The organism is Sphingobacterium sp. 1.A.5, from assembly GCF_002734235.1.
Lineage (GTDB): Bacteria > Bacteroidota > Bacteroidia > Sphingobacteriales > Sphingobacteriaceae > Sphingobacterium > Sphingobacterium daejeonense.
Genome location: NZ_PEBA01000004.1, coordinates 13700 through 29400, shown reverse-complemented (window position 1 = coordinate 29400; position 15701 = coordinate 13700). Strand labels below are relative to the sequence as shown.

General features: G+C 34.1%; 15 protein-coding genes and 1 tRNA gene. 8 read left to right on the top strand and 8 right to left on the bottom strand.

Translation table 11 applies throughout. The features are described from left to right. The first annotated feature begins 9 nt into the window (after positions 1-9). From CRT24_RS03410 to CRT24_RS03395, 4 genes are all read left to right on the top strand, one after another. Positions 10-2280, top strand: a complete 2271-nt coding sequence (locus tag CRT24_RS03410) for a hypothetical protein (protein WP_099369842.1) — start codon at positions 10-12, stop codon at positions 2278-2280. A 380-nt stretch (positions 2281-2660) separates the two neighbouring features. After that, positions 2661-2900, top strand: coding sequence for a hypothetical protein (locus CRT24_RS03405; RefSeq protein WP_099369841.1), 240 nt, complete (start codon positions 2661-2663; stop codon positions 2898-2900). Positions 2901-3069: 169 nt separating this feature from the next. Further along, positions 3070-3792 carry a hypothetical protein gene (locus tag CRT24_RS03400; protein ID WP_099369840.1) on the top strand — a complete coding sequence of 241 codons (723 nt, stop codon included), beginning with the start codon at positions 3070-3072 and terminating at the stop codon, positions 3790-3792. Between the two features lie 95 nt (positions 3793-3887). After that, the gene (locus tag CRT24_RS03395; protein WP_099369839.1) at positions 3888-4532 is read left to right on the top strand and encodes a hypothetical protein; all 645 of its coding nucleotides are present in this window, start codon (positions 3888-3890) and stop codon (positions 4530-4532) included. A 537-nt stretch (positions 4533-5069) separates the two neighbouring features. On the opposite strand, the gene CRT24_RS03390 is transcribed toward CRT24_RS03395, so the two are convergent. Next, positions 5070-5157, bottom strand: a tRNA-Ser gene (locus tag CRT24_RS03390). Between the two features lie 129 nt (positions 5158-5286). Between CRT24_RS03390 and CRT24_RS03385 the strand changes: the two genes are divergently transcribed. Genes CRT24_RS03385 through coaA form a run of 3 tightly spaced genes read left to right on the top strand, consistent with a single transcriptional unit; the run spans position 5287 to position 7073 of the window. Next, positions 5287-5664 carry a methylglyoxal synthase gene (locus CRT24_RS03385; protein ID WP_099369838.1) on the top strand — a complete coding sequence of 126 codons (378 nt, stop codon included), beginning with the start codon at positions 5287-5289 and terminating at the stop codon, positions 5662-5664. Between the two features lie 5 nt (positions 5665-5669). Then, on the top strand, positions 5670-6095 hold the full coding sequence (locus tag CRT24_RS03380) for an OsmC family protein (RefSeq protein WP_099369837.1): 426 nt from the start codon (positions 5670-5672) through the stop codon (positions 6093-6095). Positions 6096-6128: 33 nt separating this feature from the next. Next, on the top strand, positions 6129-7073 hold the full coding sequence (coaA, locus tag CRT24_RS03375) for a type I pantothenate kinase (RefSeq protein WP_099369836.1): 945 nt from the start codon (positions 6129-6131) through the stop codon (positions 7071-7073). Here coaA and CRT24_RS03370 read toward each other — a convergent pair. Next, entirely contained in the window at positions 7060-7941 is an 882-nt protein-coding gene (locus CRT24_RS03370; protein WP_099369956.1) for a mechanosensitive ion channel family protein, read from the bottom strand. The genes coaA and CRT24_RS03370 overlap by 14 nt on opposite strands. Before the next feature lie 190 nt (positions 7942-8131). On the opposite strand from CRT24_RS03370, the gene CRT24_RS03365 reads away from it, so the two are divergent. Next, positions 8132-9085 carry an acetyl-CoA carboxylase carboxyltransferase subunit alpha gene (locus tag CRT24_RS03365; RefSeq protein ID WP_099369835.1) on the top strand — a complete coding sequence of 318 codons (954 nt, stop codon included), beginning with the start codon at positions 8132-8134 and terminating at the stop codon, positions 9083-9085. A gap of 43 nt (positions 9086-9128) precedes the next feature. Here the strand turns inward: CRT24_RS03365 and CRT24_RS03360 are convergent, their stop codons facing one another. The 6 genes from CRT24_RS03360 to CRT24_RS03335 all read right to left on the bottom strand — a co-directional run bounded on the left by CRT24_RS03360 (position 9129) and on the right by CRT24_RS03335 (position 15548). After that, positions 9129-10469, bottom strand: a complete 1341-nt coding sequence (locus CRT24_RS03360; protein WP_180269054.1) for a PDZ domain-containing protein — start codon at positions 10467-10469, stop codon at positions 9129-9131. A gap of 191 nt (positions 10470-10660) precedes the next feature. Further along, positions 10661-11518, bottom strand: coding sequence for a sugar phosphate isomerase/epimerase (locus tag CRT24_RS03355; RefSeq protein WP_099369833.1), 858 nt, complete (start codon positions 11516-11518; stop codon positions 10661-10663). A 139-nt stretch (positions 11519-11657) separates the two neighbouring features. Beyond that, positions 11658-13871 carry an NADP-dependent isocitrate dehydrogenase gene (locus CRT24_RS03350; protein WP_099369832.1) on the bottom strand — a complete coding sequence of 738 codons (2214 nt, stop codon included), beginning with the start codon at positions 13869-13871 and terminating at the stop codon, positions 11658-11660. A 188-nt stretch (positions 13872-14059) separates the two neighbouring features. After that, on the bottom strand, positions 14060-14716 hold the full coding sequence (locus CRT24_RS03345; RefSeq protein WP_138091475.1) for an NAD(P)H-binding protein: 657 nt from the start codon (positions 14714-14716) through the stop codon (positions 14060-14062). A 47-nt stretch (positions 14717-14763) separates the two neighbouring features. Continuing rightward, a complete protein-coding gene (locus tag CRT24_RS03340) occupies positions 14764-15045 on the bottom strand; it encodes a GNAT family N-acetyltransferase (RefSeq protein WP_099369831.1) in 282 nt (93 codons plus the stop codon). A gap of 8 nt (positions 15046-15053) precedes the next feature. Further along, entirely contained in the window at positions 15054-15548 is a 495-nt protein-coding gene (locus CRT24_RS03335; RefSeq protein WP_099369830.1) for a nuclear transport factor 2 family protein, read from the bottom strand. Positions 15549-15701: the final 153 nt, after the last annotated feature.

Genomic DNA, 15701 nt, shown 5'->3' with positions numbered 1-15701 from the left:
GAATAAATAATGAACAGCACATATAGCTTATACATATTAGGAGAAAATGAATATCAAATATTAGATACGGAAGAAGTACAACTTCAGACAATTTTCAGTGTTGAGAACATAAGAGACATATCAAGTCGTAAGGATAATTTTACCAAGGATTTTGTTTTAAAGGGAACAGAAAGAAACAACATTGCACTTGGTAACTTATATGATATATCCACTTATTCGAGTGATGAATATTCAACTCAACTACAGCATAACTTTGTTCGTAACAGAACCGTAAGAGCAATACTTTTAGAGAACAATATTCAGATTCTTGAAGGTTCTTTGATGGTCAAGACAACTGAAATCAAGGACAATACTATCCAATATAATTGTGTAATAATAGGTGCGTTGGTACAGTTCTTTTCTGACCTAGCAGAAAGGGAATTGTCGGATTTGGATTCCATTAATGATGTTATTCCTTACACCATTTCCAATGTAATGACAACTTGGAATGCGGATATGGTACATCAATATATATTTCCACAGATTGACTATGGTCAGGATGACCGACCTAATACAAATGATGACCAAGGAAACCCTACCATTGAACCTAACCATTGGGATTCAGCATATGACCTTCGTAATCTAAGACCTTCTGTCTTTTTAAAAAGATATATTGACAGTATTTTCAAGGGATTTAGATATGACACCATCAATGAAAAGTTTACACAATGGAATGAAGATAATACGCTATTGAATAAATTCACCTATCAATCGGATTTTATCAATTCTTCTTCTTTCAAAAAACTTTATGTACCATACACCGAGGAACAATTAACAAAAAATGTCAGTGGTGTATGGTCAGCTATTTGGTATGGTATAGGCACTATAGGCAGTGGAGACCAACTCTTTGCAAAATCAAGTTATGCATTTCCCAATAATATAATTTTGGATGATACAGACAATTTTGTCACTGGCACTAGGTCAGTAGGATTCAACGATATACAGACCAACATACCTTGGCTTGAAGCAAAGGACAAGACATTGAAGACCTCAATGACCATTAGTTATAATTTAATTATTAGGGGTAATCTTACAGGAACTTTCTTGACTGGATTGGCTGACTTAAGAGCCGAGAAATCAATCAATTCTAATAACCTTAAATATTATAAGAGAATAGAAAAGAACAATACAGGAGATGTGACATTTCCTATTGAGATTAGAGTAGATGAAGCATTGATGGATGGACAATATGTATTTGGCATTTATAAAGAGAATGGAACCTTTGATGCCAATTGCAGGATAGAAATGATTACGATGGGATTCGGTAAAGAAAACACAGTAAGTAAAATCCCTATACAACTTAATGACAATATCAACCTTTTCGATGCAATTCCCAAAGGTGTAAAGCTTCAGGAATTCCTTAAATCGGTTATGACCCTATTCAACCTGTATATGGTGCAAGACCCCAAAAATAAGAACAATTGGATTATAGAACCCTACCATACATTCTATAAAGATGTAATTAACCTAAATAGAAATAAAGCTATTGATTGGACGGATAAGATTGATTTCAAGAATTACAGCTTAATTTCAAATTCAAACCTACCAAAATCATATACTTATAAATTTGCTGAAGATAATGATATGCTGAATGACTACTACAAGAATGGTAGAACAAATGGATATGGTAACCTAAAGGTAAATGACAGTAAAGGTATTTCAGGCAATAAGGACATTGAAGTCATATTCAGTCCTACGATAAATTACAACCATTCACAGGACGCTAAGATGTTGCCCTGCATATTCAAATCGGATGGATTCCTTACAGGAAAAAAGAAACCGTTCAAGTCAAAATTGAGATTGATGTACAGTAACGGAATGAAATATTTAGCAGATAAATACCCTATACACTATAGAGGTGAAACGGTCATAGAACCTTACCATTACAATTATACTTCAATGTTTGATATACATTTAATATCAGAGGAAAATTGGCTTAGGGGTTCAATACTGTTCGACCTACCTGAAGAATACTATACTACAGAATATATAGTAAATGATGATTCGGTAACCCTATATAACAGATACCATCAACAACAACTTAAGGAACTTATCAATGACAACTTACTGATAATGGAAGCTGAAGCATATTTGACAGAATCAGATATAACCAATCTAGATATGAGCAGACCAATCTTCTTGCAGACCAAATACGGTAACAGCTATTTTAAGCTATTGGAAGTAACCTACACTAACAACAATACCAAAAGTCAAATAAAATTACAGAAGATAGTTATATAATATAGATATACATTAAACAATAACATAACAAGAAGTTAACCAATCTTTAACGAAAAACACATATATTTGACAGCGGTAATAAAATTAAATAAAACCCCATAGACGTTGTTTAAGACCACCATATCCAAAGGTGGTCTTTTTTTGTTTATCGATAAATTTAGTTATATTTGATTTAGGCATATTAAATACAAGGTGACTTGGGAAGCTGTATTTTTTTATACAGCTTTTTTAATATAAACATTTCATTATATTTGAATACTCCATTCAATAATTGTTAGAACATTATGCGAATCAAGACCACAGCTCAAATGTGGTCTTTTTTTATTCACAACTTACCAACAATACTTTGCTAATATTTTTAGTATCCCTATCTTGGTCATATGAAAAAGATAAAACAGATTTTGGAAGAATACCATCCCCTTTTCAGGAAAAAAGACTACAGCAATGACTATGTGAGGATATCTGTTTGGAGAAGGTCTATGAAGCTTATAGAATACCATATGTACAAAGATGCAATAGCAATTCTTAAAGAATATATGGACAACTATTACGACCAAGAGACATCTAACAGGGAGATAGAAAAGTTACAGGAATACATAAGGTCAGTACACGTAAAATAAGACGTTTTAAGACACTTTGCATTGTTTTGGACTACTTATATTAAAACAAAAAGATAATTGATTCTAGGTGTGTTTCTGATGGTCAGATTTGTTATATATTATATAAGTCAGTAAAAATAAATTAAAAACTATAGATTTGTATAATATACAAATCCAAACCAAAAATAGTATGAAAAAAATTATTGAGTTCGCAATTCCTGTTATCGCTTTTTTCCTAATCGCTTTGGTAATACTATCACCATTATGGGGTATTAGTATATATGAGTATTGGACAGGGTTTATCGATACAAACAACCGTTTTGAAGCAATAGGTACTGTTATAGCGTATGTAGGGGGTGTAATCAACATAGTAACAATAGCATTTCTATACATCAATTTTCACCAACAGAAAGAAGATAATTTCAAGAAAGACCAAGAATTAGAATACAACAGAGCATTGGACATAGTATATAGACAATTGGAATTTACTAATAAAAGATTTAAACCTATTAATCAGAAAGTAAATTATAACAGGTATACTAATTATATCAATTCTCCTGTAAGGGAAGAAAGAAATAACAACCTTAAGGAATCATATAATATATTCTTGTTGAATAGCCACGAGATTTTATATTTCTTTCAGTTCTTGAATAAAGAATTTTCAGCGTATAAAAAACTTTTGAATGTTAGAGGTTTGTCACACGACCACAAACTGAAATTAGTCTATATTATTTTATGGAATATAGACGTAAAATTAGAATCTAATATTGAAAGGTTTTACACATTATATGTGGATTGGAGCAGTAAATTTGACCTATCAGACAAAAGTGACAATGTCAATAATATTATCCTTGATGTAATAAAAGAGGCAAAAAAATCCCTAGCATTTTTCAAGGCAGACTTTAATGAATAATATTCAATTCTACCATTTCACCTAATCTCAAATAATCAAGTAACCTCAATAATTTCAATTTAAAGAATCTACAAAAAAACATACCAATTAAAAAGATGTCAAACAGAGAAATAAAAACCGTACTAATCGGATTTTCAATAATCCTGTTCTTTAGTCTATACTATAACATAAGTAATTCAACAAAAGAATCGACCACAGCAGACAATATACAAGCTGTAGTAAGCATAATAACCTTAATAGTATCTATAATAACAATATACTTCGTTTATAAGGCTTACCAATCGCAGAAGGAACAGATTAACATACAACAAGCAGAAATAGAAGATAATCGGAAAGATGTTGAATTTAATAGAGCATTGGACATTGTATATAGACAACTTGAAATAAGTTTACCATTAATAAAAGATAACGACTACAAAGTATTTAAAGATATTGTAATTGATGTTGAAACCCGAAATGAAGATATTATTAGAACATTGGAAGAACTTGAATTTGAATTATATGATTCATTGAGAAACATAGAAATACATATAAGTATGTTTAATATGACATTGAATAATAGCAAAGTCGGAATAAATGATAAAGAATTTCTGAGAATATTAATCTGTACAAACCTCAATTCAGATTTTTTTAATTTCCTTCATACATTAAGAGGCTTTTCTTCTGAAATCTTTAATGGAAAAAACACTTATGAATCCATAATAAATAGGATTTTATTAATTAACAAAAAAATTGAATAATATTCGGTTATATATTTTATAACCATTGAGTATAATAGATAGATAATATAGTTTGAAGGTGATTATATGCTGTTTTCAGTTGTATATGTGATGGAAAAATTATATGTTTGATATCCATAATTATTTGTTTTACAGGTATTTTAAGTTGAGTTTATGAAAGGGGATGTAAATGCCCCTTTCTTTTCTCCAACATCTATTACCTTTATCTCACCTCAACCTCAATCCCATTTTAAGTTCCCAATAAAACTTCACCTCAAACTATTCCCCTACCATCCAGTTCTTTTTATAAAATATATAAGACCTCAATCAGTGCGCTGTTAGGGGTATATACTTTCTAAATTAAAAAAGTGTGGCGAAAGTGTGGCGAGATTTATGTGAATTCACAAATAATCCTTATAAAATATATAACAAAAATGTGCGCTGTAATGGTATGAATTTTGTATCTTTATATGCGTTTAAAGCACAAAGAAAAGGGATTTAAGTGTTTTATTACCTAAATCCCTGATGCGGTTCTTACAACATATAGAATGCTAATTGCGGAGAGAGAGGGATTCGAACCCTCGATACAGTCATCCCGTATACAGACTTTCCAGGTCTGCTCATTCGACCACTCTGACATCTCTCCTGAATGTGGGTGCAAATATATAGAAATTTCTCACATATTTGACATTTTCTTAGTGTTTAAATAACCTTCCCCAATTATTTTTGTTATCTTATCCAAGCGATATCAACAACACGCAAACATTCAATTCAAATGGCAAAAACAATAGCTTTAATTGCACATGATGGGAAGAAAGCCGAAATGGTTGCCTTCGTCAAAGATCATCAAGAAGAATTAGCAAAAGCCCATATCGTGGCAACAGGAACTACAGGTTCTTATATACAACAAACAGGTTTACCAGTCGAATTAAAGCTCTCTGGACCAAAAGGCGGAGATGCACAGATTGCTGCAATGGCAGCTGAAGGAAAAATCCAAGGGATTATATTCTTTAGAGACCCATTAGGTAAGCATGCGCATGAACCTGATATTCAAATGTTGATGCGTATATGTGACCTATGGAATGTACCATTGGCAACAAACGTAGCAACAGGAACATTGATTATAAAAGGATTATTAGAGGAGGATAATTAATAAATATGGCAGAGGTATTGGTCAGTATTGGTGAAGAAAGTTATACCACTACAATTTCATACGACGATTTAGAAATATTAGCAGACGAACCCATCGAGCTCGGAGGTCAAAATAAAGGCCTTGCACCCTCACAATTATTGCTATCATCTGTTGGAGCCTGTAAGGCAATTACAATGAGAATGTATGCCAACAGAAAAAAATGGAAAGTCGACAAAATCGATATCAAAGTTTCCAGTGAGGTTCAAAAAAGCGAACAACAGCAAACAACCTTTATTAAATGCAATATATTTATCGAAGGAGACCTTGATGAGGAACAAAAAAGAAGAATCTACGCAATAGGTGAAAAATGTCCGGTACATAAGATGTTAATGAACCCTATTGTCATTGAAAGTAATCTAATTGATACAATGCAAGTAAAAAACAATTCTTGATTGTATATTTGCGACTTGAAAAAATAAATTACCATGCCATCTATAAGTGAACATACTTTTACAAGTCCGTTCCAGAATTTTACTCGCGAACAATGGAAAAGATTGAACGGTCAATTGTCCCATTCCATTCAAGAGGAAGATTTAGATCAACTGCACGCCCTCAACGAGCCGTTGACCATGGATGAAATTGAGGATATTTATATTCCTTTAGCACACTTGTTGGAAGTTCATATTCACAATTTTCAAGAATTGCATTCTAAAAGCAATGTATTTTTCAAGCGCAATGATAGAAAGTTACCCTTTATTATAGGTATCGCCGGGTCGGTGGCTGTAGGTAAAAGTACAACAGCAAGGGTATTGACTAAAGTCCTGTCCCTCCTTCCCAACAAACCTAAAGTAGAACTGGTAACTACTGATGGTTTCCTTTATCCCAATAAAGAATTAATCAAGCGCAATATCCTAAATAGAAAAGGTTTCCCAGAAAGTTATGACACGAAAAAACTCCTTCAGTTTCTTGCTGACATAAAATCTGGCAAATCTCAAGTTACTGTCCCCTTATATTCCCACTTGGAGTATGATGTATTGAGCAATGAAAAGTTGCTGATTTCTCAGCCTGACGTTCTGATCGTTGAAGGAATCAATGTCCTACAGGTAAATTCAAGAAAGAATGGGGTCTTCGTTTCAGATTTCTTTGATTTTTCAATCTACGTAGATGCAGATGAGAAAAACATCGTTTCATGGTATATTGACAGGTTTGAATCCTTAAGAGCAACAGCCTTTCAGAATTCAGCTTCATATTTCCATAAATACGCCAATCTAACTGAAGAAGAAAGTTATGCAATGGCTCGACAGATTTGGAATGAAATCAACAGGCCTAACTTACATGAAAACATCCTTCCAACAAGATACAGAGCTGATCTGATCCTGAAAAAAGGTTCTGAGCACTTTATTAAAAGAGTAAAGGTTAGGAAGATTTAAGGATTTTCCTTTCGAACTTAATAATCTCTCTTAGAATTTCGTTTTCAATATCTCGATGCATACGATTACTGTTGGTTACTGCATGTAAGTCCAATTTATAACGCACCATATCCTTTCCTATTTCCATGACCTTAATCTTAAATTCATCATCTTTTATTTTAAGGTTAGGATGAGTTACTAAACTTAACTTCAAATGCTCTTCTAGTTCTTCAAAATGAAGAGAAACTTCCAATGGTAATTCAAATCGAACAGTAAACAAACTAGATTGATGTGCCGAAAGGTTCATAAATGTCGAAGTAAATACCATATTGTTGGGCACCATCACTATATCATCTTCTTCATCCTGCAAAACTAGGTTAGCAAAAGTAATGTCGATAATCCTACCTTTATGTTCACCAACTTTTATCCGGTCACCAACTGAAAGCTGCTCTGAAAACATCACGATCAATCCGGATATCATATTGGTGATATAATCTCTGAATATAACAGCAATGGCCATGGCAACAATGGTCATACTGGTAATAAACTCTTTAGGATTGATACCAAATGCAGTCATAATGGCGATAACAAAGAATATTGTATTTAAAACTGCTGTCAGCCTATTTATGCCCAAAACAAAATTACCGCGTTCTCTCTTTTTGGAATTTCGTGCATTATAAAGCATGATCACCAAGAATCTGAACATAGAAAGGACGATACTCGGTATCAAAAATGAATATAGACCTCTCAAGAACTGAGCGAGCAGTTTTCTTTCCTCTATATCTTTTTCAAAATAGATATGGCTATAGATAATAATTATCACAAGCAATACTTTTCCTATAAAAGCCCAAGGAATTTTCGGTTTGTTTTCTTGTGTGGCTGCATTCATGGGCATCAATATATTATTTTTTTAAGTACAACACAAAACAAGTGTTGCTGCCGTTTTGTTATTATGCTTATTATCAGCTATAAAATAGTTTTTTATTGGAAATAAATTGATGTTAAGGCTAAATAACATTTTATAATTCTTAAAAAACAAGTAACTTAGCTTCCGCTTAAATGACACCAAACAGGTAAATATGGAGACGACATTTGATTTTGAAAAGCCGATTGCTGATTTACAGATGCAGATTGAAAAGGTTAAACAAGTAGAAGAAAAAACCAAAGTAGATATGAGTGCTACTGTTCGCGAATTGGAGGAGAAACTGGAGGAAACAAAAGTTGAGGTGTATAGCAACATGACTGGCTGGCAAAAAGTTCAGATGTCAAGACATCCCGATAGACCACAAACATTCGACTATATTGATTTGATTTGCGATGATTTCATCGAATTGCATGGAGATAGAAATATCAAAGATGACAAAGCAATTGTTGGTGGATTTGCTACTATCGGTGGACAATCTGTAATGGTTATTGGTCATCAAAAAGGTAAAAACACTAAAGAACGTCAATTCCGCAATTTCGGGATGGCAAATCCTGAAGGATATAGAAAAGCTCTACGCCTGATGAAAATGGCAGAGAAATTCAACAAACCAGTTGTAACACTAATCGATACCATGGGTGCTTATCCTGGTTTAGAAGCTGAAGAACGTGGACAAGGAGAAGCTATTGCTAGAAACCTTCGTGAAATGGCAGTTTTAAAAGTTCCAATTATTTGTATCGTGATTGGTGAAGGAGCATCTGGTGGAGCATTAGGAATAGGTATTGGTGATAGAGTTTACATGTTGCAGAACACATGGTATTCTGTTATTTCACCAGAATCTTGTTCTTCTATCTTATGGAGAAGCTGGGATCAAAAAGAAAGAGCTGCTGAAGCATTGAAATTAACTGCTGAAGATATGCTTGGAAATGGTTTGATCGACGGAATTATCGAAGAACCAGTTGGAGGGGCTCACCAAGATCCTGAAGCAACTGCACTTAATGTAAAAAACAGAATCTTATCAGATCTGACAATTCTAAAAGCTAAAGATACATCAACCCTAGTTACTGAAAGAATAGACAAATTCAGTAATATGGGAGTTGTAAACGAATAAAATAAAAGCCTCGATAATCTCGAGGCTTTTTTTATCCCTTTTTTTATATATCCTTTTTATAAGGTATCGGGTCAATCAATTTAAACTCAGCCTTTACCTCTTCTACTCCTCTTTTCAAAACCAATCGAATTATATCTCCTTCTTTATGCAGAAATTTACCAATAATCTGCTTCAATTTCATGTTTTGTGCAGATGAACCATTAATCTTCAATATTTCATCATCAACTTGAACCCCTGCTAAATCTGCCGGTGAACCCTCCCTAACATTCCCGACTTTATAAATTGGCCTCAATGAAAACTCATACTTGAATTCTTCTTGACTATAGACACTAATGCCACCTGATGCGCCATCCTGTCTTTTACCAATATTTGTCGGGATCCTTCGTTGTGTCCATTCCAGTCCATCATGTTTAATATCCAGCCCAGCCATATTGATTTCAAACTTTTTATTGAAATTCCGGTTTTTCTTCAAATAGATTTCATTCTGAGGATAATTAAAAATCACATGGAAATGCTGTAATACTTGGTTACCAATAGATCCTACCCTATTGACAGCTAATTTTGCAGCATGCACAGCATTAGAGTCTGGATAAGAAACGATCGGTTGATTGATATAAAAATCAGTCCAAGTAAACCCTTCGATTCTGTTTCTGAAACCGAATTTCAAACCATTGAATCCCCTTCCGATAAAATCATAAATCCTTGGCTCATGGACTTGAAATGAATCCAAAAGAAATGGAAATACTAACAGACCGTCTGAATTCCCCATATCAACCAGCATTTTTGCCTGTGTTAATTGACGATCTCCAAGATCTAGATCAATTTTAACATAGGGTCTGCTTCTTTCTAGCTCAATCGGTACTCTAGTAAAATTTTTGGTGAGTTTTTCAGGATATTCATAGGAGTCATAAATGTAAATCCTATTTTTCAAGTAATCTACCTTGATCAGGTAGTCCTCAAAAAACCGACTTCCCAATATTCCATTGATGGGTACACCAATATGACTCGAAAGATCCAATTCCTCACCATCAATCACAAAAATATTATGGGTACTATCCAATAGTGTTTCGCCAACCAAAATTTCATTTCCAACAGCCATCACTCCCTCAACACCATCTTCAATGCCAATCCCAGAAAACTTAACTTTAGATACATTTTCTAAAGGCACAGAATCCTGTGGACTAGCAAATAAAATAGTTTCCTTTACTCCGGTGTCTAATAAGAATGACAACTCTACGCCATTCACCTTCACTGGAACAATTATTAAATTTCCATTAATCTCAAATTTGAAAGAATTAATTTTGGGATTCATTAAAGTAAAACTCCTTTGTGCATAGCTATGTATGAACAGCAAGTTCAGTAGGAAAAATAAAGCTATCTTCATACACAAAGGTTTATCCATATAAATTTACTTAATTTTTAGATTCAATTAAATTAACATCCGCTTAATACAGAACATTTAATAGAAAATTAAGTTTCAGATTAAAACCTTAATAAAATGATAAGCTATAACCTAAAATCAAAAAAAGGAATGACCAAAATGTCCATTCCTTTAAAACAAAATATTTTTAATTTTTAAACTGCGCTCAATACCCCTCGGAAAAAACCTACAGATTCAGCGATTCCAGCTAATGGATCTTTCATATCTTTTTCAAATTCAATACTGCATACGCCAGGATATTTTATTTTCAATAATTCTTTTACAAATGCAGGGATATCGATCACTCCTCTTCCTAATTCGCATGTTGATCCTTTCGCATCTGCTGCCGTTACATTTTTCAAGTGGATATCAAATATTCTAGATTTATATCTTCCCAAATCTTTTATTGGATCTTGACCATCCCGCATATTATGCCCCATGTCAAAGCACATACCCAAATTTTTATCCAAATCTTTTATTTGATTCCAGATTACCGTAGCATTTGGATAAATTTTATCCTCAGGACCATGATTATGGATTCCGTATTTAATATTATATTCTTTAGCTTTTTGAGCAACATATGGTAAATCTTTGATTTCGGGTATTCCAATCATCAGATCTACACCTACTCTTTTGCAATAATCAAAAGCTCTGTCAATCTCAGCCTTAGTCTTCATATACAATGGACCTACAGCATATCCTTTAACATTAGAATCCGCCAATTTCTGATGAAATGCTGCAATTTGTTCCGCAGTACTATCTAATGGTAAATGAAAATCCTTGATGCATAAGTATCTTACATCCATTCTTTTCATCATGGCTAAAGACTGCTCCAAATTAAAATTTACAAAGCTATAACCAGCAATTCCCAATTTAATGGCATTTTGATCCGCCATCTTTTCAACTGATTCGGAAGCGCTCGAAGTCATCCAACTTGGGCTTGTCAAAACTGCTGCAGCACCCAAAGCACTACGTTGTAAAAAACTCCTTCTACTGTTTTTAGTATTACTCATTGAAATAGGTTTATGTTGTATATAATATTAAAAATAAGGAATTTCAATCTAAAAGGCAATAGAGAGTAAGATGCGAAATGTAAAAAAAAGAACCCCTGATTAAATTTAATCAGGGGTTCTTTTTTTATGGTATAGAATACTATAAAGCGTCAATTGCAGCATTTAATGTTGCTGAAGGGCGCATAGCTTTGCTAGCCAATTCATCATTAGGGAAATAATATCCACCGATTTCTTGTGCTTTACCTTGAGCAGCGATTAATTCTTCATTGATCTTAGCTTCTTGTTCTGTCAATGCTTTTGCAAGGTCAGCAAATTTAGCCGCCAATTCTGCATCCTTTGTTTGATTTGCCAACGCTTCAGCCCAGTAAGTTGCTAGGTAGAAATGAGAACCACGGTTGTCAATTTGTCCAACTTTACGAGCTGGAGATTTATCATTTGCCAAGAATTTAGCATTTGCCTCATCTAAAGCATCAGCTAATACTTGAGCTTTCTCGTTGTTTTGAGTTTGTGCTAAATGTTCCAAAGAAGCTTGCAATGCCAAGAATTCACCTAAAGAATCCCAACGCAAATAACCTTCTTCCAAAAATTGCTCAACGTGCTTAGGAGCTGAACCTCCAGCACCAGTCTCAAATAAACCACCGCCATTCATCAATGGAACAATAGACAACATCTTTGCAGATGTACCTAATTCCAAGATCGGGAACAAGTCAGTTAAATAGTCACGCAAAACGTTTCCAGTTACCGAAATCGTATCTTCACCTTTACGGATTCTATCGATCGAGAATTTTGTTGCTTCTATTGGAGAAAGGATACGGATATCTAAACCTGTTGTATCGTGGTCAGCTAAATATTTGTTTACTTTTTTGATGATTTCTCTATCATGAGCACGGTTTTCATCTAACCAGAAAACTGCAGGAGTAGAAGATAAACGAGCACGATTAACAGCTAATTTAACCCAATCCTGAATTGGAGCATCCTTAGTTTGACACATACGGAAGATATCACCTTCTTCAACTTTCTGTTCCATCAATGTTTTTCCATTGTTATCAACCACACGGATTACACCGTTTTCTGTCGCTTGGAAAGTTTTATCATGCGAACCGTATTCTTCAGCTTTCTGAGCCATTAAACCAACATTTGGAACTGAACCCATGGTTTTAGGATCATAAGCACCATTTACTTTACAGTCTTCAATTACTGCTTCGTAAATTCCAGCATATGATCTATCAGGAATAATTGCTAAAGTATCTTGTTCAGCACCGTTTTTGTCCCACATTTTTCCACCAATACGAATCATTGCTGGCATAGATGCATCAACGATAACATCTGAAGGAACATGTAGGTTTGTGATTCCTTTATCAGAATTCACCATTGCCAAATCTGGACCATTCGCAATTGCAGCGTCGATTGCTGCTTTTACTTCAGCTTCTTGTGGAGTTCCGGCAATCTTAGCATACACCTCACCTAAACCATTGTTTTTATTGATGCCCAATTCTTTGAATAATTCGCCATATTTAGCGAATACATCTTTAAAATAAACCTCAACGATAGCTCCGAAGATAATTGGGTCAGAAACTTTCATCATAGTCGCTTTCAAGTGAGCTGATAATAATACACCAGCTTCTTTAGCTTCTTGAATTGCTTGAGCAACAAATTCTTTCAATTTAGCAACGTGCATAACTGAAGAATCGATTACTTCACCCGCTTTAAGGTTTCCTAATCCTTTTAATTCTTTTGTTTCACCACTTGATCCAACAAACTCAATTTTAAATTGGCTGTCTTGGTCAAGAGTTAATGATTGTTCAGAACCGTAGAAGTCACCTTCTTTCATTGAAGTAACTTTTGTTTTGCTGTCATTAGCCCAAGTTCCCATTCTATGAGGATTTGCTTTCGCATAATTTTTCACAGCTTTTGGGGCACGGCGGTCAGAGTTACCTTCGCGTAAAACTGGGTTTACAGCAGATCCTAAAACTTTAGCATACGCAGCTTTAATTTTCTCTTCTTCTGCATTTGCAGGTGAATCTGGATAATTAGGAATATTATATCCTGCTTTTTGCAATTCAGCAATAGCAGCTTTTAATTGTGGGATAGAAGCAGAAATGTTAGGCAATTTAATAATATTAGCATCTGGAGTAGTTGCCAATTGACCTAATTCTGCTAAAGTATCAGCAGTTTTTTGTTCTGCTGATAAATATTCGTTTAGATTAGCTAGGATACGTCCTGCTAAAGAAATATCTCTTAATTCTACTTCAATATTAGCAGTTTTTGCAAATGATTGAACGATAGGTAGAAATGAATACGTTGCCAATAAAGGCGCTTCATCTGTTTTTGTGTAAATGATTTTAGATGACATAATTTTCTATTGAAATGATATTATTTTGCAATTATTAGTGAAAATTAAAAAGCGTAATGAGCTCTTTTTTTAAATTCGCCTAAAGATAATAAAATCAATTTTAAATAGCCATAAAAGCCAAAATAATGATGGAATATCAAAAATCTTTGACTTTTCTCAATAGAATAACCTGAAAATTTAGACAATCATTAACCTTCGTCACCCTCCTCACCCCAAATTTCTTTAGGGTTATAAACGTCTACCAAACCTTCTTTATCTTCAAATGAAGATTCCTTGATCGCTTTTGCCAATTCCATTGTACTGATAGGTTTATAGGTTTTAAATAATCCATAGGAATTCAAGAATTTAAGTGCTTTTACAGCAATTCTTTCACCACGCCTATCCGTATTAGGTCGGTCAATCGGTCCTGGGCGGACGATAACTAATTTTGGAAAATTTAAGGCTTTAACCGCTTCTTCGAGCAATCCTTTCATTTTGGTGTAATGAAAGCGTGAGGTCACGCTTGCTTGAGCTGAAGACAATAAAACAAAAGTTGAAATCCTGTTTAATTTACAAAGGGCAGCAAATTTCAATTGATAATCGTAATCTACTACCCATTGTGCTTCTTTACTTCCAGCAGCTTTTAAAGTAGTACCCAAAGTCGAGAATGCTGTATCGCCATCGATAAACACTCGATAATCTTCCAAGCGATCAAAATCAACGACCACTTCCTTAAGTTTCGGTTCTGATGGAAAAAACGGCCTTCTTACCAAGACTGTTACTGATTCCACTCGACGATCCTCTAATAATTGAAGGACTAATTCTCTTCCTGTTGCTCCGGTACCCCCTATAACTACTGCTTTCATATTGTTTTTTGATGTTTTTGTTTTAATAAATAAATCTTCCTTTACTATTAAAAAAGAACATCGCGAATATTGACATCACGATCAAATTGTGCTTTTGCAAATGGGCATAAAGATAATATCTTCAGATTATTATCCCTAGCAAACTCAACTGCCTTTTCAAGTAGAACAGAACCAATCCCTTTCCCTTTTTCTTCAGGATCAACCTCCGTATGATCGATTATAATCTTACCAGGACCAGCCTTTGAATATGTCATTTCGCCAATTCTCTTTCCATCTTCTTCAGCAAAAAATGCTCCCTTATTGTCTGATTGTTCGTGTTTCACTAACATAATTATCCTTATTTTAATTTATATTCTTCTATTATTTTGTCTTCTATATCTGACTTCAGTGGCACAACTTGATCTACCAAATCATTTGGAATGGTCATCGACAAAACATAATGTTTGATCAACCATTTACCATTTTCCTTAACCAATACCCCTGAACCCCTACAGATTTTCATCTGTGTATTTAACAACTCATCTATCCATGCTGTTTTGCCATCTTCAGAAAAATCTACATTTCTTTCCAAACTTGTAAAATTCCACGCCTTTCCTTTATCGAAATGTGGCTTCGCATAGTCCATAAATTCTTGCTTATTCCAACGCTCGGTAGCATCTGTACCAATGAAAATCGAGGATTCACCCATTAAATCGAAGTATTCCTTGAAATTCGCCTCCCCAGCGGCCTTATGCCATTGATCCATAACCTGGTTTACAGCATCTCTATCTGCCTGACCAAATGCAACTTGAATAAATAGCACACTGAAAAATATAATATTTAATAGTTTCATAATTGTGGATTTTAGGTTTAAAGATAGTGAAAATAGATGTGAGATGTGAGATATTACGACTGAGATATGAGATGTGGGATATTACGGTTTAGATATGAGATGTGGGATATTACGATTGAGATATGAGATGTGAGATATTACGGGTGAGATTTG